This window comes from Paenibacillus nuruki (assembly GCF_963311185.1).
Classification (GTDB): Bacteria; Bacillota; Bacilli; order Paenibacillales; family Paenibacillaceae; genus Saccharibacillus; species Saccharibacillus nuruki.
Genome location: NZ_OY725677.1, coordinates 387,501 through 407,523, shown reverse-complemented (window position 1 = coordinate 407,523; position 20,023 = coordinate 387,501). Strand labels below are relative to the sequence as shown.

Genomic DNA, 20,023 nt, shown 5'->3' with positions numbered 1-20,023 from the left:
TTAGTCCAATTTAGCTCAAAAAACGCCAAAAAACCCGATTTACCAATAATAGTTATTGGCAATCGGGCGTTATTACAACACTTTTTATATATGCAACTTTTTATTTCCCGGGAAATGCTCCGTTTTAGAACGGATATTGTGTCAATGTGAACACATCAACGTCCGGTAATTTAGCACGACCATTCAAGTCTTGTAACTCGATCATAAATGCTGTACCTACTACATTGCCGCCCAATTGACGAATCAAGTGGATCGATGTAGCAATAGTACCACCTGTTGCTAGCAGATCATCAGCAATCAGAACATTTTGTCCTTCGGTGATTGCGTCTGCATGCATAGCTAGGCTATCTTGACCATACTCAAGAGCATAATCTGCTTGAATCGTTTTGTAAGGAAGTTTACCTGCTTTACGAATAGGTACAAAAGCAACACCTAATGCATAAGCAAGTGGAGCACCTACAACAAAACCACGTGCTTCTGGCCCAGCAATCACATCAATTTGCAGATGCTCTACCATTTTTTTTAGTTCATTGATAGACTGTTGATAAACAGGTCCATTTTGCATCAAAGTGGTGATGTCTTTAAAACTGATTCCTTCTTGCGGGAAATCAGGAATCACACGAATATAATCTTTAAAATCCAAAAAAATCTCCTCCTCAAAATAAAAACCTCTGCAACCTTATACTTCTTTTTATGACGCGCCTTGCATGCGGGAAATCATCCATGATGTTAACTGCGGCAGATCACTTTCACATAACATATATTCCATTTCAGCCAGCTCGCTAAGTTCCTGATACCGCTTCGAACTATCCAGAGGACGTTTGGAAGGAGAAGTATTGACTGTAACCTTCCCTTGTTCCCGAATAATAAATTCCAGTTCCTCGAATACTTCCAGCATAAGCTGTACCATTCTTATCGAACTGGATGTTTTCTGACTCAGGTAAGGAATAAGCTCATCTTCACGAACAAATTGCTGATTGCTTTTGACAAGCCATCCATAGATCAATTTAAATTGATCTCGATCAGGTATTTGCAGAAGTTCCTGCTGTTGCCGCTTATCATGGAGAAGAATGATATTTTCAAGAGAAGTGAACTGGGCAAAAATCATATCCAACTGCCCTGTATGCGCTGGTAAAGACAATACACATAATGTGCGTACAGCCTCTGCACCATATTGCATAGAAATAGTATTACTAGCGACAATGCCAGCCTTTCTATCATAACCCCAAAGGGATACATCACACAATTGGCTTTTTGATAAATGTTCATCTTCTTCACTTAAGATCGCCCATTGTCCTTGTTCAGTCGCCATATAACGCCCAAATTGTTGCCGAACTTGAGTTAATTCGCTATCCATCGCTTGGCAATCCCGTCGATCCCAGATCTGTAGACCCGGAACAGTAAGGTCTTGCACCATCAATTGGGGCTTACGATTACCGCGCCATTCATTAATACTCGTTTCGGCAAGCAGATCAATATGATCTCCTTCTTTTAGTAGACTCGCAAGTTCTCCTTTGCCAAAAGCCACACCTTCGATCATCGTATCTCCTTGCTCGACCACCAAGCGAAGATGAGTACCTGTTTTACCGATCGTTTTGGCTTGAATGACTGTAACTCCACGTAACACAATCCGAGGTAATGGATTAGACATTCCAAAGGGAGCCAATTGATCTAATTCCTCAATCGCTGATAAAGACAATTCTTTTAATTCACATTCACAATCAGCCTGCGTTTGTGGAACCAAATCAGTTTCAGTCAAAATCGTTGCTGCTCGCTCATTCAAAGCTTGGCGAAAAGCAGCCAATTGATCTCGATGTAGGCTCATTCCTGCCGCTGCTGGATGTCCTCCAAAATGATCCATTAAGTCTGAACAGTTCAATAATGCTTGATAAATATCATACCCATCAATAGAACGAGCAGATCCTTTGCACATCCCTGTAACAGGATCGATTCCAAGAACAATAGTCGGACGGTAATAACGATCTAATAATTTAGAAGCCACAATACCGACTACACCCGGATTCCAACCTTCTCCAGCTACGACAATCACATCTGGAATAGCTTTGGTCTGTCCTTCATATCCTTGTTCAACCATTAGATGAGCTTCTTGAGTAATCGTGTTGACTAGCTCCTGACGAGATTTATTCAATTGATCTAATTCATGAGAAATATAATTTGCTTGTTCTGTATCTGTAGCTGTTAACAACTCAACTGCTCGCATTGCATGTTCCATTCGTCCACTCGCATTAATACGAGGAGCCATGGCAAAAGCAATATGAGTAGCTGATACTTGCTCATGTTCAATCCCTGCTACATCCATTAAAGCTTTGATGCCTACAAAAGAACTGTTTTTCATTTTTTCTACACCTGCACGTACCATCATACGGTTCTCGCCTTCAAGTGGCATCAGATCAGCTACCGTACCGATAGCGACGATTTCTAGCCATTGTTCAGGCATAGAACCTATTAGCGCATGCGCAAGCTTAAAAGCAACTCCAACTCCTGCTAACCCTTTGAACGGATAAGGACAGTAAGGTAACTTGGGATTCACCAGAGCATAGGCTTGTGGCAATACAGCAGGCGGTTCATGATGATCGGTTACAATCACATCTATGCCATATTGTGAAGCATGTGCTATTTGTTCTACTGCACTAATACCCGTATCTACTGTAATAATCAATGTCACACCTTGAGCATGAGCTTGATCAATTGCATGTTGATGTAGCCCATATCCTTCTTTGGAGCGATGAGGAATATACGTATCGAAATCAGCCTTCAAATGACGTAACAAATAGATCATTAACGTTGTACTGGATACACCATCTGCATCGTAATCTCCATAGATCCATATTTTCTCATGTTGATCCAGAGCTTGACGTATTCGAGCTACAGCTTCTGTCATACCTGCGAGCAAGTACGGGTCATGAATATCTTCCCGACTTCCATGAAGAAAATCTAGAGCTTGTTGTTCCTCTGTATAGCCTCTACTCGCCAAAAGGGTAGACATCAATGAAGATACGCCTAACTGATTAGCAAGAGACTGTGAAATCGTCTGATCAGGACGACGAATATTCCAATGATATTGTGAATGAATCATGGGGTTCCTCCTTATTGAAGCATACCATTTCCAGATGTATCTCTACTTTGTGTCAGTTCATAATTTGATTTGTAAGGATATCCCCCGTTATAAGGAACCACCTGTACTTGTACACTACTGACATGTGCAAACCGACTCAGTAATAAATTTTTGGCATACTCTGAAATTTCTGCCGCTTCTCGAACAGTAATTTGTGGATTTACACTGATTTTGAGATCGATTTTGACACTATCTCCTACTTCTTGCGCTTTCAATTCTTCAATTGTAATAACACCCTGTACACGTTGTACCGTATCCATAAAATCGACAGCATCCTGTTGATCTAATTCTTGTACAAGTGATCCATAAATAGAGTGCTTGGCAATACGATATCCTTGTCGCCATACAATTCCAGCCACCAGAATCGCAGAAATCGGTTCGATATAATACAGTTGATCAATATTCAGTTCCAAAGCAGCAATCGTACTTAACATCCCTGCAAGTACCAGAATTGAAGAGTATAACGAGTAACGATGATTATCAACATCATCAGCTAACCGAGCATTTTTTTGTTTTTTCGCATAACGATAACGATAACGGAATACGGCTTCATTGATAGCAATAGATAGAAATACAGGAATAATCGCATATGGCTTAGGATCAGGAGTCGCTGAAGACATCAGATCACGCACAGCTGAAATACCAATTTCTAATCCACCTAACAATAACAGCACAGTAATCATTAAATTTGCAAAAGGAGCTCCTGTTTTAGCAGGTGGAGCAGTGGTACCTGTACGCCCATTTTGACATGTATGACTTTTTGCGGTTGTACCATTATTCGATAAACGATCGACAAGACTACTTGCCGCTGTAGAAGCTGTATATAATGCATCTCCCATTAATGCTTTATTGTTTGCAATATAGCCGGTAACCCCTTTGACAATAGCTAAGCCAAGTCCGGTAATAACCGATGTCCAAAACACCTTTTCCCCTTGATGGATATCTTGGTTCTTCACGAGTTTCCCTCCTAAAACAACATAAAGCCGCGTCTGTAACAGGACGCGGCTTCAACATGTTGGACTTGCAATGTTACGCCGTCGTTTTAGACGGTGTTTTCGCTTTTGGTTTTTGTCTGTTTTTAAGCAACAACCACAATGGGCTTGCAATAAATACAGAAGAGTAAGCACCAAAGACAAGACCAAGAATCATTGCTAATGAGAACATACGAATCGATTCACTACCGAATATGAACAAACATACGCAAGCGATAAATACAGTTAATACTGTATTTAGTGAACGAGTCATCGTCTGAGAAATACTGTTGTTAACGATGGTTTTAATATCTCCACTTTTCTTCTGTTTAGAGAAACGTAGATTTTCCCTGATACGGTCAAAGATAACGACGGTATCATTCAGCGAGTAACCAATAATCGTTAAGATCGCTGTAATAAAGGTAAGATCCACCTCTAGGCGGAAGATAGAGAAGATCGCAATAACGATAAACGCATCATGTAGCATAGCTACAACTGCTGCAACCGCAAAACGCCATTCAAAACGAATCGTAATGTAGATAATAATACCCAAACTTGCTGCTAATACTGCCCACAAAGCGTTACGTTCTAATTCTTTTGCAATCGCTGGATCAACGGTGTTGACTTCAAAAGAAGCTCCACTATCCAACTGTTTGTTAAATGCTTGTTTGAATTGATTTTCCTGAGTATCGGTTAGTACTTTTTCAAAACGAACATTCATCCGTCCGTCACCGATCGTAATACTAGGATCATCACTCAGTTTTAATGCTTCAACCACAGGTTGAGCTTGCGCTTCTGTAATAGGTTTGGTCAATGTCACATCCACATTAGAACCTGAACGGAAATCAACACCATAATTCAATTTGAAGATTGCTAGACTCAAAATACCAAGTACGATCAAAATGATCGAGAACGTATAGAAGTATTTACTTATTTTAATAAAATCATAATTCCACTTAAAGCGCACTGCGTTCACTCTCCTTTACACCGAACGACTTCGCTTTGGTAATAATCTTTCCTTTAAGAAGCAAAGATAGCAAGAAGCGAGAGAAGAACACATTCGTCAAAATACTCACTACAATATTAAGAATCAATACTAATGCAAAACCTTTTACTGCGCCTGTACCCAATGCGAACATTACAGCACCTGCAATAATAGTCGTTACGTTAGCATCCATAATAGTCGAGAATGAATTGCGTCCGCCTGCTTTAAATGCAGACAATAAGCTCTTACCGCTACGAAGTTCATCTTTGATCCGTTCGTAGGTAATAATATTCGCATCGACACCCATACCAACCCCGAGAATAAAGGCTGCAATACCTGGCAAGGTTAATGTAAAGTCGCCTGCAATAAAGATCATAACCAATAACCAGGTATGAACAATAATACAGAATCCTGCAATAAGACCAGGAACACGATAAATAAGAGCCATAAATAACAGGATCAAGATCGAACCAATCACACCTGCTAGTAATGTATCTTTCAATGATTGTTGACCCAATGTTGCGCCAACACTTTGAGAATACACTTCTGTCAATTTAAGTGGCAATGCACCCAAGTTGATTTGGTCTTTCAGTTGTTGTGCTTCTTCTTGCGTATACGTACCTGTAATAACCGCTGTTCCATCTGAAAGCTCACCTTGTACTGTAGGAGCAGACAGCAATTGATCATTTAGGAAAATAGCTAAGTTTTTACCTGTCAAACGTTTGGTGATCTCAGCAAATTTACTTGCATCTTTCAACTTAATAGCAATTTGCGGCTCATTCAGTTGAGTGTATGAAATCGATGCTCCATTTTCTGTGAAATCATTACCTGTCAATTCTACTTTACAATATACTTTAAGCGGATCTTGTGCTGCTGGATCCTGCTCTGCTGCGCCATTGTATGTATCTCCAGGGGCAGTTGTAGCTTCTCCGGTCGTAGGATCAACATTAATTTCTTGTGTTGCTCCTGCCGATTGAGCCGATACTTCATTGCTGTCTTTGGAAGTAGACTTGCTAGTAGCATCTGATTTTTTAGATTCAGTTGCTGTTTTACTTGTAGCTTCGTCTTTTTTGGCAGAAGAATCTGTTGTACAGCCATCTGCACTACGGAAAGTCAATTCCGCTGGTTCTTTCATCGTTTGGCGAACCGTTGCTTCGTCAGTAACTCCAGCAATTTTCAGACGAATACGATCTGTACCCTCTGTTGTAATTTCTGGTTCACTGGTTCCCAAAGCATTCGCACGTTGTTCCAAACTTTTTGCTGTTTGCAATAGTGATTCCCTGGTGACTTGTTCCCCCTGCGTGGTTGGCGTAGCCTGATACAAAATCTCAAAACCGCCTTTAAGGTCAAGTCCTAGACGAACATCCTTAAATAACGGTGTCGTTGCGCCAATAACTCCAGCAACGACGAGCATAACGACTACGAAGCTGATGATTCTTTTCATCCCGTATGTGGTTCCCCTTTCATTCTCAATATTCCTATTATAGCGATGGCACAAATTACAGTCAATTTACCACTGGTCTGCAAAATAAACAAGCTGATGTCGATAAACTACCGACTCCAGCTTATCATTGGTTCATGCTGTTATTCAACAGTTTATGATTGATCCAACGGTGCCTGGTTCCAAGTATCTGGTGCGCTTTTATAAGATGACATAGTTACATAATTCATAAACTGATTTACCCTCATTGACAAAATATCACTAACCAACTCATGAAGTTTGGGCATTCCCTGCTGATCATATTTATGACCAAGACAATCCCATATCTCATCTGAAGTTACATTTTCATAGCCTAGCAGTCGAAATTCTTCTGCTTTGCTTTCGCATAATGTCTCAATCACTTCAGTAAGCTCGGCATTGGTTAATTCTTCCATCGCCATTGGAGCACCTTTCCTTCCTGCACTTGATAACCCTGTCTATTTTTTTATTTGTCCATGCTCAACATTAACTAATTCTTCATCCAACTGGAATCTCCTGCTAAATTCACAAGATAATAAAATAAAGATAAAGTGAGGCAATGATCAAAGAAATCAATGTTAAAGGTAATCCTACTTTCAAAAATTCCATATAGCTAAAATGATGTTTCTCACGATGAGCCATAGCAGCGACTAACATATTGGAAGAAGCACCAATTAACGTACCATTTCCACCAATGCAAGCACCTAATGACAAAGCCCACCAGAGCGGATTCAGCACAGCAGGAGTATTGGCATTCATCTGCACGCCTGCTTCTTGAATTAAAGGAATCATTGTCGCTACCCACGGAATATTATCAATGGCTGCAGATACAACACCTGTAATCCATAATATAATCATCGCCGCAAATCCAAGATTTCCATTGGTTAATTCGATAAGATGCATCGCTCCTAAGCTTATCCAGCCCGTATCTACCAGACCACCAACCAATATAAAGAGTCCGATAAAAAATAGAACGGTTCCCCATTCGATCTCACGCCATATTTCCCCTGTACGCCATTGTGAAGGAGAACTGATTAATAACATCAATACTGCTCCACTCAGAGCAATCACAGGAGCTTCGAGACCTATCCATTTTTGGCATATAAAAGCCAATAACGTCAAGATAAAGATGATAAATATAATCATAGAACGACGTGGGCTCTGAATATAAGAACGTGCTTCTTCCTCCAAATGTTGCAATGAAGTGTTAGGTCCCTTTTGCCGAAAAGACTTGCGATAAAATAACAACAACAGACCAATATTTACGACTAATAAGATAAGTACGATAGGACCCATGACTTTTAAGAATAAATCGAACGTCAATTGAGGGTTGGCTGACCCAATCCAAATATTGACCGGATGTCCAATCATCGTAGCTGCACCACCCAAGTTACTCACCACAATTTCAGCAATTAAAAAAGGAACAGGATTGAGCTCTAATTTGCGAGTCATCACAATCGTTACAGGCACGATCAATAGCACCATCGTGACACTATCCAATAATGCCGACCCTATTGCTGTAAATGCTGTTAGTAAGAGCATCACTCGTACAGGGCCACCTTTGGTCCATTTAAGACTATAGATGGCTGCATAAGGTATTAAGCCACTCCGATTCATGACGGCAGCTATTAACATCATACCTATCCACAAAAAGACTGTATTCCACTCTATATGCATTCTATACGCATCTTGCCAATCGACAATACCAATGACTAGAAAAATAAGGGCTCCTGTTAACGCAACAAGTGCTTTGCTTATTCGATCTGTCATCCATACTGCATATATGATCAAAAAGATCACAATCGCTGCCACAGGCTGCCATGAACTCATCAACGCTGTCGGTTGCATATTGCACCTCCTTATTCATCCTTTATATCTATCATACTGATAACAAGAGGTCATCTTCAAGCAAAAAACGGACCTGTTAACCAGGCCCGCTTCGATGTAAGCATCATTATAATGATTAATAAACGTTTATTATTTAGTCAAAACAGGTGCTTTTTCGCCTGTTGCATGACTGATAGAAGCACGATCAAATGTTAATTTCGTCACATCATTTACGCGCAAAACAACCATATCGTCTGTGATTTCAGCAATCGTACCGTGTAATCCACCGATTGTAACAACTTTATCACCTTTAGATAAAGTATTTAACATCATTTTGCGTTGCTTTTGTTTCTTTTGTTGCGGACGAATCAGTAAGAAGTAAAAAATAACGAACATAAATACAAATGGAAGTACTGCTCCCCAGATACCGCCTGTTCCACCTGCAGCTGCTGCTGTTTCAAACATGTTATTTCCCCCTTTTTCTTATCAACCATTAATCAAAAAGCAATATCATATTGTTTTTCGATGGATGTCATGTACATACCGTTTGTTTAGAACCCTTTATCATTATCATGTAGTCCATATTGCGTGAAGAACTCTTCTTTAAAGTCTAGAAGACGATCATCCATAATCGCTTGACGTACATTTTTCATCAGATTCAATAAGAAATGCAGATTGTGATACGTGGTCAATCGTAGACCAAATGTTTCGTCTGCTTTGATGAGATGACGCAGATAGGCACGGGAATAATTCCGACACGTATAACAATCACAGTTCGGATCAAGTGGTCCAAAGTCACGCGCATATTTCGCATTACGTACCACTACACGTCCTTCACTAGTCATGGTTGTACCATTGCGTGCAATCCGTGTTGGCAACACACAATCGAACATATCTACTCCACGAATCGATCCTTCGATCAGAGCATCAGGCGAACCTACACCCATAAGATAACGTGGCTTATTGTGCGGAAGAAACGGTATCGTGAAATCCAAAGCTTGATACATCAAGTCCTTAGGCTCACCTACACTCAGTCCACCAATAGCATACCCCGGGAAATCCATCGAAGTCAAATCAAGTGCACTTTGTTTACGTAGATCTTCATGCATCCCACCTTGAACGATTGCAAACAGCCCTTGATCTTGTGGACGACCATGACTTTCAAGACAACGTTCTGCCCAGCGAGATGTACGTTCAAGTGACTTTTTCACATACTCATATTCAGCAGGATAAGGAGGACATTCATCAAATGCCATCATAATATCCGAACCTAATGAGTTTTGAATATCCATCGCAATTTCAGGAGATAGGAATAACTTATCGCCATTTAGATGCGATTTAAAGTGTACGCCTTCTTCACTAATTTTACGCATATCACTCAGACTAAATACTTGGAACCCACCGCTGTCTGTCAAAATAGGGCGATCCCAGTTCATAAATTTGTGTAATCCACCTGCATCACGAATCAGATCGTGACCTGGACGAAGAAACAAATGATACGTGTTACTCAAAATAATATGCGCATCCATTTGTTTAAGTTCTTCTGGACTCATTGTTTTAACTGTTGCTTGTGTACCTACAGGCATAAAAGCAGGTGTTTCAATAACTCCATGCGGAGTATGAACACGTCCAAGACGTGCTCCTGATTGCTTACAAGTTTTGATATGTTCGTACGTAATAGGTCCAGCCATAGTATTGGTTCTCATCCTTCTGCTTATAAAATAGGATAGTCAGACTTATCAATAAGTTAACTTATCCTGTTAACGTCACTATAGACATAGCTTACAACAACGTTCATCAACAGTTAATTATACGGGAGCACCCCTGTGAAATACAATCATTTTCTAATAAATAAACATCGCATCGCCAAAGCTGAAAAAGCGATACTCTTCGGCTACAGCTTGCTGATAAGCATTCATAATATGATCTCGACCTGCTAATGCACTGACCAACATCACCAATGTAGATTTAGGCAAATGAAAATTAGTCACCATCGCATCAACCAGACCAAATTCATGTCCTGGATAAATAAAAATTTGTGTCCAACCACTAGAAGCTTCGATCAATGAGCCTTTTGCTTCACGAGCTACAGTTTCCAGTGTACGGGCAGAAGTAGTGCCTACAGCAATAATACGACCGCCGCGCGCTTTCGTTTCATTTAATAATTGAGCCGTCTCCGCAGACAGTGAATAAAATTCTTCATGCATTACATGTTCTTCGATAGTTTCAACTGACATCGGACGAAATGTACCTAATCCTACATGCAGAGTCACAAAGCCTACTTGTACACCTTTAGCTGCAATTTGTTCTAATAATTCTGTTGTAAAATGAAGTCCGGCAGTAGGTGCAGCTGCGGAACCTTCGTGTTTGGCATATACCGTCTGATAACGCTCACGATCATCTAACTTTTCTTTAATATAAGGAGGAAGTGGCATTTCACCCAATCGATCTAGAATCTCTTGGAATATCCCTTCATATCGGAAAGACAATACACGCATCCCCATATCCGATTCTTCTTCGATCACGGCTTCAAGCTCACCGCCGAAATCAATAACAGCGCCTTTTTTCAACTTTTTGCCGGGTTTCACTAATGCTTCCCAACGATCACCTTCAAGTTGAGTTAATAACAGTACTTCTGCTTTAGCCCCTGTATCTCGTTTGATACCAAATAGACGAGCAGGAATAACACGCGTATCGTTCAAAATCAGTGTATCGCCTTCATGTAAATAATCTAAAATCTCACCGAAGTGTTGATGTCTCACTTCGCCTGTTTGTTTGTTTAATGTGAGTAATCGTGAAGCGGTTCGATCTTGTAATGGAACTTGAGCTATTAAATGCTCTGGTAATTCAAAATCATATACATCTACTTTCATGGTTCTACTTACCCCTTCGTAATTTGCACATTGTTATAATAATGTTGCAAGATTTGTTTATAATTGGAGCCTTTATCTGCCATTCCTTTAGCGCCCCATTGAGACATACCTAATCCATGACCATTTCCGTTACCTGTAAATAAAAATCCACCAGCTTCAGTCACTCTAGCTACACCATCACCATTTAAAATAACGGTTGAACTTGAACCAGTTCCTTGTCCGGATGATCCCAAAAGAACAGTTCCCGCAGCTGGCATTTCATTTTGATCATTATTCGAACCGATCACTACATAATTGGCAGTATTGACCACATCGAATAATGTACTTGGTAGACTATTAAGTGCAGAACGGAATACATCTGGATATTTAACTTTCACAACAGCACCATTGACTTTAATTTCAGTAACACGACCTGAAGGTCCACGCTGAGATACCTGAATAGAAGTAATCGTTGATGGTAAGCTTGATGTCGTTTTACCTTTTAAAGTAGCTAGAAGTTGCGCAGAGGTAAACGGACCACGTATCCACTCATAACTATTAGACTCGGGTAATAATTCCAACACAGTAGCTTGATCGCCTGGATTCATTTGACCCACCATCGCTACACTGCTTTGTACAACTGGTAAAGGACGTACATTTGTATTTTTAGCAGTAACTGTCATATAGTCTAATCCAGCTGATGTTTTCTTGCCTGATAATTTTACATTATCTTCACGCACATAACCAGACTTTCCATTATCCAATAATACATGATACCAGTTTTTAAGTGCAGCTTGTGAAGCAGCATCTTCTTTGGATACTACACTGACAAAGACATCTCCACCAGTGCTGTTCCATACTTCTGAAGGATCAGCCGAAGCTCCACCACTATTAGCAGAAAAGATAGCTTCTATCACTTTATTATTTTTGGTGACGATTTCACCTGCTGTAGCATCGACAGCCGCAATAATTCGTTTGTCTTCTGCACTTACACCGTTATACGCTTGACTCAGTGTAGTATCGACTACATCTGCTATTTTAAATTTAGAACCTTGTTCTTGAAATCTTGCATAACTGCGTGCAGCTACTGCTTGAGCTTTCAACGCTTCGGCTGGCCATGAAGCAGACACTTCTCCACCTACTACCGAGTACAAATACTCTTCCATCGGCAAAACATTGATCCATGCCAGTTGACCATTATAATTACTCATTTCGAAATCGCCACGATACGTTCGAGCTGACCGTTCGGTGACTTGAGTTCCAGAATCATTACCTTGTAACATCATTTTGGCATCGGTTCCACTCACCATATAATGATCTACAGGTGAAGGACTTGTGATACTTGAAGTCACATTGGTACGCTTAATCATTGCTGCTTGTGTACTGCTTACCGTAGTCAAGGCTACATCAGGTAGCGATGTTGCTGCGAGCGACTTGATACTTGCCAAAGAAGACGCATCTGCTTCTTCGCCCACCCATACATTATAAGAAAGAGCTCCACCACTTTTGGTCATAGCGACAAATCCATCTAATCCGGCTGCACCTACAGCAGCAAGTCCAGCATTAGCTTGCGCTTCCGTTGCATAACTTCCAGCAGATAGATGGAAGCCTCCTTTTACAGCAGGAGTCTGACCGTTCAAAATAGATCGTACCGCAGAAGCAGTACGAGAAGCTCCAGTGGTAGCAGCCGCTTTAGAAGAATACATGCCTGTATACAATTGGTATACTGTACCTCCATTTTTGGAAGCTGAAAATACGATCGGTTTATCACTGGTCGATTGTAACAATTTAATACCTGTAGCCGCTGTAGCAAAATCCGTCGTCTCCAATACTTTAACCCGGTAGCCATCAATTCCGAAGCTTGCTTGATTACCAATAGATACCCATGAATCAACAACACCATTATTGGATTGTCCAATACTTAGACTACCTGCTGATTTCACATTCACAAAAGGAACCGTTGAAGAATATGTACTCCCCACGTCCAAAAATAATCCTACACGCACTTTTTCATTATCAACAGATGATGTTGCTCCATAAGAAGATTGAGGCAGTGTTCCCGCTAACAGTATCACTACAGGCAAAAGCCATAATTTTTTCTTCCACTTTTTTAAGGTTGTATTTACATTTGTGCTCATGTTTACTCACTTGTTCCTTTCTTCATCCATACTTGTACAGCTACACTCTTATCCATTATACGCATAAGTAGTCCAAATGACTTGGTTTACACAGAAATTGTCCTAAAACCATTAAGACTTATTACATTAATCTCATTAGCCAAAATATTTTAAAATCTAAAATCACTTTCTTATTAATCATTGATAGCGAGCTATATACTTACAATAATAAAGTTTACAAATATAATAATCTATCACTCATCACTCATCACTCATCACTCATCACTCATCACTCATCACTCATCACTCATCACTCATCACTCATCACTCATCACTCATCACTCATCACTCATCACTCATCACTCATCACTCATCACAAATTGTACGGACTGCTTCCTTTATATACAATTATATTATCGCCAAAAAGGCTTATTATTTATAGCACCTTGCTCTCTATAAATAATAAGCCTTTTCCCTAAATCAAATCTATGCTTTTCCATTCAAATGATCAGGCATCGGTATCCCCAAATAATCATAAGCCATAGGAGTCACGATCCGCCCACGTGGTGTACGTTGTAGGAATCCCAATTGAAGCAAATAAGGTTCATACACATCTTCAATCGTTTGACCTTCTTCACCAATCGTAGCCGCAATAGTGTCCAATCCTACAGGACCCCCGCGGAAATTATGAATCATCGCTTGCAAGACTTTATGATCAATCTGATCCAGTCCACGCGGATCCACTTGTAACATATCTAATGCTTCATCTGCAATCTCAGGTGTGATGATGCCGTCTCCCCGTACCTGTGCATAATCACGAACACGTTTAAGCAAACGGTTAGCAATACGTGGCGTTCCTCTGCCTCGAAGTGCAATTTCATCGGCTGCATCACCCACAATATCGATACCAAGAATTTCTGATCCACGGCTTACAATAAATGAAAGTTCATCGACTGTATACAATTCTAAGCGACTCACTACCCCAAAACGATCTCGCAAAGGAGCAGATAACAAACCTGCACGCGTCGTTGCTCCGATCAAAGTAAATGGAGGTAAATCCAAACGTACAGAACGAGCACTAGGACCTTTACCAATCATAATATCAAGTGCTGAATCTTCCATCGCTGGATATAATACTTCTTCCACAGACCGATGCAAGCGATGAATCTCATCAATAAACAACACATCGCCATCTTGAAGATTAGTCAGTAAAGCAGCTAGATCACCAGGACGCTCTATAGCAGGCCCTGAGGTTGTTCTTAAGTTCACACCTAGCTCATTAGCAATAATGTTAGCAAGCGTAGTTTTACCTAAACCTGGTGGACCATATAAGAGTACATGATCTAGCGCTTCACCTCTTAATTTAGCCGCTTCAATATAAATCTTCATATTTTCTTTAATCCGTGTTTGCCCGATATATTCTGAAAGGTAACGGGGACGTAGACTCAGTTCCACCGCTTGGTCTTCCATCATCAAGTTAGCAGATATGATGCGGTCATCCGTCATCTTTATTCGCTCCCCTTCATCTGTTCTACCTGTTTTTTTCAATTCGATCCAAAGCTATCTTTAAATATACCCTAGCCACTTTAATATAAATATTTAGTAGAAGTTAAGTGCATATATTACATTTTTTTAAAATAGTCTTACTTGATCTTAATTATAATCCTAATCACTATATTAATTACGATCTTAATTACTACATTAACTACTGTATTATTCGTAATATATGCAAAATAGAAAAAACTTTTCAGTACGATACAATCTTCCACAAAATCTATGATCTTTACTCTCAAATAGACTGAAATATATTGAATTTCTATTCTTTTGATTTATTTTAGCATAATGATTGTATTAGCCAGTATACAACATTTTTAGTGCTCTCTTCATCACATCATCGGCTGTATCATCAGGGAATACCTCGTGTTTCAACGTTTGCCAGATTCGATCTAATTCGGTATCCGTATATCCTAATGCTTTCAGTCCATCGCGCACTTCAGGCCATACTTCTCCAGAAGTATTTGTAGATATCGCCGGAGCAAATAACCCTGTAGTAATCAGAGAATCTCCAATACCACCTAGTTTATCTTTTAAGTCCAAAATCATACGTTGTGCTGTCTTTTTACCAATCCCAGGCAATTTGGTCAAGAACGTAATATTTTCTTGATAAATAGCAGTAACTACACCCTCTGGACTACCACCACTCAAAATCCCAAGTGCTACACGTGGGCCAATTCCTGACACCTCAATCAATTTACGAAATAACTTCTGTTCATCACGAGTAGGAAATCCAAAAAGTTGAATCGCATCTTCACGTACATAATGATGAGTGTAGATAGTCACTTCGCCTGCTTCTTTCATCCATGCATAAGGATTAGGGCAAAACACACGATACCCGATTCCTTGCATATCTACAATCACATATTCATTCTCCAAATGGACAATCGGTCCGCGCAAAAAATCAATCATTTTTTCAATACCTCATTTATCTTGGAGTTTAGCAAATAAGAATGCGCATGACATACAGCAACAGCTAACGCATCAGCCACATCATCAGGCTTCGGAATTTTTTGCAAATTTAAAAACATTCGAATCATTTCTTGAACCTGTCTTTTTTCAGCTTTACCATAACCAACAACAGCTTGTTTTACTTGCATTGGTGTATATTCTGCAATAGGTAATCCCTTTTGTTTAGCAGCTAATATCATCACTCCACGTGCCTGACTAACAGACATCGCATTGGTTACATTCCGATTAAAAAAGAGTTTTTCAAAAGCTACAGTGTCTGGCTGATATTTCTCAATCAATTGCACTGTACCTTCATAGACATGTAATAATCTATCCTCATCCGGTGTATGAGCTTCCGTTTGAATACATCCGTATTGAACAGGAGTCAACTTACTTCCGTTTTTATCAATAAATCCAAACCCAACGATCGCAATCCCGGGATCAATTCCCATAACACGCAAATCTATCGCTCCCTTGTTGTACCCCATAAGTATTAATGATCTTACTTGAATATATAAGACAACTTTTATACAAAATAAATCTATTCTGTATATCGCACATTAAATCACCTAGCTAGTATAAACTAAATCATTTAACTATCAGGATTTAACCATATCATCGCTAGAAATCATAATCTTAATCATATATTCGATTTGACCTCAATAGGCGAACATATGTATCTCTTTCATTTTATTATAGCAAATATAAATCAACTTGAGTTAATAAAATAACAAAATTTCATTGAAGTTATATCAATTGTATTTTCGAAACAACTTCGGAGTATTTCAACTAAAATGATAATTATTTATAACTCCATCTATATGTATCCCTATAATTAAGTCGTTAGTTATATTCTAGTGTTCATTAATATTTATTATCATTTTTCTATTCGTTTTATACATTCTTATTTGCTTTTAATATCTACTTTTATATATCTGTAATGGCTACTATTTTATATTCTGTTGTTTATATTTTAATTATTGTATATCTTTCAGAGTAAAAAGTTTTTATAGTTCTACAGCTATATTTAAAATAAATATGAATTTAAAATAAACATAAAAAAACCATTGATCATAATGATCAATGGTTTTTTAGTATCGGGACGACACGATTTGAACATGCGACCCCCTGGACCCAAACCAGGTGCTCTACCAAGCTGAGCTACGTCCCGATAAATAATATGCCGGTGAAGGGACTCGAACCCCCACGGTTTCCCTCACGATTTTGAGTCGCGCGCGTCTGCCAATTCCGCCACACCGGCCAATCAAGATAAAAATGGCGCGCCCTAAGAGATTCGAACTCCTGGCCTTTTGATTCGTAGTCAAACGCTCTATCCAGCTGAGCTAAGGGCGCAAATAAAATGTAGAAAATATTGGAGCGGACGATGGGAATCGAACCCACGACCCTCGCCTTGGCAAGGCGATGCTCTACCGCTGAGCCACGTCCGCAATGTAATATTCATTGCATTACTTATGATCGAGCCAATTTTCTTTTAAAGAAAATGGCGGAACCGACGGGATTTGAACCCGCGATCTCCTGCGTGACAGGCAGGCATGTTAACCCCTACACCACGGTTCCAGATTAATTGCGGGGACAGGATTTGAACCTGTGACCTTCGGGTTATGAGCCCGACGAGCTACCGGACTGCTCCACCCCGCGTCATTAATACTTGCTATAAAATTCTATGGTGGAGATTGACGGGATCGAACCGCCGACCCTCTGCTTGTAAGGCAGATGCTCTCCCAGCTGAGCTAAATCTCCAAGAAGTAAATATGACCCGTAGGGGACTCGAACCCCTGTTACCTCCGTGAAAGGGAGGTGTCTTAACCACTTGACCAACGGGCCACAATAAAACCAACACTTTACATATTAACATCTTATTACTTTAAGAACAAGTTAATTTAAAACTAATTAATTTTCTCTAATAAAACGGCCTCTGGCGGAGAGAGAGGGATTCGAACCCTCGAGACGCTTGTGACGCCTACACGATTTCCAATCGTGCTCCTTCGGCCAGCTCGGACACCTCTCCATATGGCTCCCCGAACAGGACTCGAACCTGTGACAACTCGATTAACAGTCGAGTGCTCTACCAACTGAGCTATCAGGGAATAGTCACCGTCTCCTCGGATCGCTCCTTGAAACGGTCAATCTGTACTGCTCTGCTTGGCAACGTCCTACTCTCCCAGGACCCTGCGGTCCAAGTACCATCGGCGCTGGAGGGCTTAACGGTCGTGTTCGGGATGGGTACGTGTGGAACCCCTCCGCCATCATTACCAAACAGTCAGGCTGTGTTGCTCCCTGAAAACTGAATCCGAAAACTGAAACACCGCGTTTGTAGATTTTGGATAAGCCCTCGACCGATTAGTATTGGTCAGCTCCATGCCTTGCGGCACTTCCACCCCCAACCTATCAACCTCGTCGTCTACAAGGGGTCTTACATACTGGGAAATCTCATCTTGAGGGGGGCTTCACGCTTAGATGCTTTCAGCGCTTATCCCTTCCGCACGTAGCTACCCAGCGATGCTCCTGGCGGAACAACTGGTACACCAGCGGTGCGTCCATCCCGGTCCTCTCGTACTAAGGACAGCTCCTCTCAAATTTCCTACGCCCACGACAGATAGGGACCGAACTGTCTCACGACGTTCTGAACCCAGCTCGCGTACCGCTTTAATGGGCGAACAGCCCAACCCTTGGGACCTACTTCAGCCCCAGGATGCGATGAGCCGACATCGAGGTGCCAAACCTCCCCGTCGATGTGGACTCTTGGGGGAGATAAGCCTGTTATCCCCAGGGTAGCTTTTATCCGTTGAGCGATGGCCCTTCCATGCGGTACCACCGGATCACTAAGCCCGACTTTCGTCCCTGCTCGACGTGTCTGTCTCGCAGTCAAGCTCCCTTATGCCTTTACACTCTTCGAATGATTTCCAACCATTCTGAGGGAACCTTAGGGCGCCTCCGTTACACTTTAGGAGGCGACCGCCCCAGTCAAACTGCCCACCTGACACGGTCCCTGTACCGGATCACGGTACGAGGTTAGAACTCAAATGCGATCAGGGTGGTATCCCAACGGCGCCTCGACCGAAGCTTGCGCTCCGGTTTCTACGGCTCCCACCTATCCTGTACAAATCGCACCCCAGTTCAATATCAAGTTGCAGTAAAGCTCCATGGGGTCTTTCCGTCTTGTCGCGGGTAACCTGCATCTTCACAGGTATTAAAATTTCACCGGATCTCTCGTTGAGACAGCGCCCAAATCGTTACGCCATTCGTGCGGGTCAGAATTTACCTGACAAGGAATTTCGCTACCTTAGGACCGTTATAGTTACGGCCGCCGTTTACTGGGGCTTCGGTTCATAGCTTCGCTTGCGCTAACCACTCCCCTTAACCTTCCAGCACCGGGCAGGCGTCAGCCCGTATACTTCGCCTTGCGGCTTCGCACAGACCTGTGTTTTTGCTAAACAGTCGCTTGGGCCTTTTCACTGCGGCCCCCTCGTGCTATTCACACTACCGGGGCACCCCTTCTCCCGAAGTTACGGGGTCATTTTGCCGAGTTCCTTAACGAGAGTTCTTCCGCGCGCCTTAGAATTCTCTTCTCACCCACCTGTGTCGGTTTACGGTACGGGCACCTGCTTCCTGGCTAGAGACTTTTCTTGGCAGTGTGAAATCATGACCTTCGCTACTACAATTTTCGCTCCTCATCACAGCCTGGCCTTGCGGTATGCGGATTTGCCTACATACCAGCCTCACTGCTTGAACGGACATCCATCAGTCCGCGTCACTATCCTCCTGCGTCATCCCATTGCTCATAACGGCTTTCGGTGGTACAGGAATTTCAACCTGTTGTCCGTCGACTACGCCTTTCGGCCTCGCCTTAGGTCCCGACTTACCCTGAGAGGACGAGCCTTCCTCAGGAATCCTTGGGTTTTCGGCGGATCAGATTCTCACTGATCTTTTCGTTACTCATACCGGCATTCTCACTTGAATGAGGTCCAGCGCTCCTTGCGGTACACCTTCAATCTTCATTCAACGCTCCCCTACCCCTGATACAAAGTATCAAGCCATAGCTTCGGTGGTGTGTTTAGCCCCGTTACATTTTCGGCGCAAAGTCACTCGACCAGTGAGCTATTACGCACTCTTTCAATGGTGGCTGCTTCTAAGCCAACATCCTGGTTGT

Annotated in this window: 14 protein-coding genes, 10 tRNA genes and 2 rRNA genes (1 of these 26 running past the window's edge); all 26 read right to left on the bottom strand. The window is 41.4% G+C overall.

Going from position 1 to position 20,023, the window contains the following annotated elements; genetic code table 11:
• Positions 1-124: 124 nt before the first annotated feature.
• Positions 125-643 carry an adenine phosphoribosyltransferase gene (locus RCP16_RS02040; RefSeq protein ID WP_069329166.1) on the bottom strand — a complete coding sequence of 173 codons (519 nt, stop codon included), beginning with the start codon at positions 641-643 and terminating at the stop codon, positions 125-127.
• Positions 644-691: 48 nt separating this feature from the next.
• Positions 692-3,097 (bottom strand): single-stranded-DNA-specific exonuclease RecJ, encoded by a 2,406-nt coding sequence (gene recJ, locus RCP16_RS02035; protein ID WP_308641529.1) that lies wholly within the window; start codon positions 3,095-3,097, stop codon positions 692-694.
• An 11-nt stretch (positions 3,098-3,108) separates the two neighbouring features.
• The gene (locus tag RCP16_RS02030; RefSeq protein WP_308641528.1) at positions 3,109-4,092 is read right to left on the bottom strand and encodes a cation diffusion facilitator family transporter; all 984 of its coding nucleotides are present in this window, start codon (positions 4,090-4,092) and stop codon (positions 3,109-3,111) included.
• A 73-nt stretch (positions 4,093-4,165) separates the two neighbouring features.
• Positions 4,166-5,074 carry a protein translocase subunit SecF gene (secF, locus tag RCP16_RS02025; protein WP_069329163.1) on the bottom strand — a complete coding sequence of 303 codons (909 nt, stop codon included), beginning with the start codon at positions 5,072-5,074 and terminating at the stop codon, positions 4,166-4,168.
• Complete coding sequence (gene secD, locus RCP16_RS02020) at positions 5,064-6,536, bottom strand: protein translocase subunit SecD (RefSeq protein WP_308641527.1); 1,473 nt, start codon at positions 6,534-6,536, stop codon at positions 5,064-5,066. Before secD ends, secF begins: the two co-directional genes overlap by 11 nt.
• Before the next feature lie 152 nt (positions 6,537-6,688).
• On the bottom strand, positions 6,689-6,973 hold the full coding sequence (locus tag RCP16_RS02015) for a post-transcriptional regulator (RefSeq protein WP_069329161.1): 285 nt from the start codon (positions 6,971-6,973) through the stop codon (positions 6,689-6,691).
• A gap of 103 nt (positions 6,974-7,076) precedes the next feature.
• Entirely contained in the window at positions 7,077-8,399 is a 1,323-nt protein-coding gene (locus RCP16_RS02010; RefSeq protein ID WP_308641526.1) for an ArsB/NhaD family transporter, read from the bottom strand.
• A 129-nt stretch (positions 8,400-8,528) separates the two neighbouring features.
• On the bottom strand, positions 8,529-8,843 hold the full coding sequence (gene yajC / locus RCP16_RS02005; protein ID WP_069329159.1) for a preprotein translocase subunit YajC: 315 nt from the start codon (positions 8,841-8,843) through the stop codon (positions 8,529-8,531).
• Between the two features lie 86 nt (positions 8,844-8,929).
• A complete protein-coding gene (gene tgt, locus RCP16_RS02000) occupies positions 8,930-10,069 on the bottom strand; it encodes a tRNA guanosine(34) transglycosylase Tgt (RefSeq protein WP_069329158.1) in 1,140 nt (379 codons plus the stop codon).
• Between the two features lie 153 nt (positions 10,070-10,222).
• The gene (queA, locus tag RCP16_RS01995; RefSeq protein ID WP_069329157.1) at positions 10,223-11,251 is read right to left on the bottom strand and encodes a tRNA preQ1(34) S-adenosylmethionine ribosyltransferase-isomerase QueA; all 1,029 of its coding nucleotides are present in this window, start codon (positions 11,249-11,251) and stop codon (positions 10,223-10,225) included.
• Positions 11,252-11,259: 8 nt separating this feature from the next.
• Positions 11,260-13,305, bottom strand: a complete 2,046-nt coding sequence (locus RCP16_RS01990) for a SpoIID/LytB domain-containing protein (RefSeq protein ID WP_308641525.1) — start codon at positions 13,303-13,305, stop codon at positions 11,260-11,262.
• Positions 13,306-13,833: 528 nt separating this feature from the next.
• Positions 13,834-14,853 (bottom strand): Holliday junction branch migration DNA helicase RuvB, encoded by a 1,020-nt coding sequence (gene ruvB, locus RCP16_RS01985; protein WP_069329815.1) that lies wholly within the window; start codon positions 14,851-14,853, stop codon positions 13,834-13,836.
• A gap of 345 nt (positions 14,854-15,198) precedes the next feature.
• On the bottom strand, positions 15,199-15,813 hold the full coding sequence (gene ruvA / locus RCP16_RS01980; protein ID WP_069329816.1) for a Holliday junction branch migration protein RuvA: 615 nt from the start codon (positions 15,811-15,813) through the stop codon (positions 15,199-15,201).
• Positions 15,810-16,313, bottom strand: coding sequence for a crossover junction endodeoxyribonuclease RuvC (gene ruvC, locus RCP16_RS01975; protein ID WP_069329817.1), 504 nt, complete (start codon positions 16,311-16,313; stop codon positions 15,810-15,812). The genes ruvA and ruvC overlap by 4 nt, the downstream gene beginning before the upstream one ends.
• A gap of 636 nt (positions 16,314-16,949) precedes the next feature.
• Positions 16,950-17,023: transfer RNA gene (locus RCP16_RS01970), tRNA-Pro, on the bottom strand.
• A gap of 10 nt (positions 17,024-17,033) precedes the next feature.
• Positions 17,034-17,113, bottom strand: a tRNA-Leu gene (locus RCP16_RS01965).
• 15 nt (positions 17,114-17,128) lie between these two features.
• A tRNA-Arg gene (locus RCP16_RS01960) sits at positions 17,129-17,205 on the bottom strand.
• A gap of 20 nt (positions 17,206-17,225) precedes the next feature.
• Positions 17,226-17,300: transfer RNA gene (locus tag RCP16_RS01955), tRNA-Gly, on the bottom strand.
• Between the two features lie 54 nt (positions 17,301-17,354).
• Positions 17,355-17,430 (bottom strand) — tRNA-Asp (locus tag RCP16_RS01950).
• A 7-nt stretch (positions 17,431-17,437) separates the two neighbouring features.
• Positions 17,438-17,511, bottom strand: a tRNA-Met gene (locus tag RCP16_RS01945).
• 26 nt (positions 17,512-17,537) lie between these two features.
• Positions 17,538-17,613 (bottom strand) — tRNA-Val (locus tag RCP16_RS01940).
• Positions 17,614-17,625: 12 nt separating this feature from the next.
• A tRNA-Glu gene (locus RCP16_RS01935) sits at positions 17,626-17,697 on the bottom strand.
• A 92-nt stretch (positions 17,698-17,789) separates the two neighbouring features.
• A tRNA-Ser gene (locus RCP16_RS01930) sits at positions 17,790-17,881 on the bottom strand.
• A gap of 3 nt (positions 17,882-17,884) precedes the next feature.
• Positions 17,885-17,960 (bottom strand) — tRNA-Asn (locus tag RCP16_RS01925).
• 53 nt (positions 17,961-18,013) lie between these two features.
• Positions 18,014-18,130: ribosomal RNA gene (gene rrf / locus RCP16_RS01920) — 5S ribosomal RNA — on the bottom strand.
• 63 nt (positions 18,131-18,193) lie between these two features.
• A 23S ribosomal RNA gene (locus RCP16_RS01915) occupies positions 18,194-20,023 on the bottom strand; it runs 1,093 nt beyond the window's last position.

Coding starts and splice junctions, on each gene's coding strand:
- recJ (WP_308641529.1), bottom strand. CDS start 3,097: ATGATTCATTCACAATATCATTGGAATATTCGTCGTCCTGATCAGACG.
- secD (WP_308641527.1), bottom strand. CDS start 6,536: ATGAAAAGAATCATCAGCTTCGTAGTCGTTATGCTCGTCGTTGCTGGA.
- RCP16_RS02015 (WP_069329161.1), bottom strand. CDS start 6,973: ATGGCGATGGAAGAATTAACCAATGCCGAGCTTACTGAAGTGATTGAG.
- RCP16_RS02010 (WP_308641526.1), bottom strand. CDS start 8,399: ATGCAACCGACAGCGTTGATGAGTTCATGGCAGCCTGTGGCAGCGATT.
- yajC (WP_069329159.1), bottom strand. CDS start 8,843: ATGTTTGAAACAGCAGCAGCTGCAGGTGGAACAGGCGGTATCTGGGGA.
- tgt (WP_069329158.1), bottom strand. CDS start 10,069: ATGGCTGGACCTATTACGTACGAACATATCAAAACTTGTAAGCAATCA.
- queA (WP_069329157.1), bottom strand. CDS start 11,251: ATGAAAGTAGATGTATATGATTTTGAATTACCAGAGCATTTAATAGCT.
- ruvB (WP_069329815.1), bottom strand. CDS start 14,853: ATGACGGATGACCGCATCATATCTGCTAACTTGATGATGGAAGACCAA.
- ruvA (WP_069329816.1), bottom strand. CDS start 15,813: ATGATTGATTTTTTGCGCGGACCGATTGTCCATTTGGAGAATGAATAT.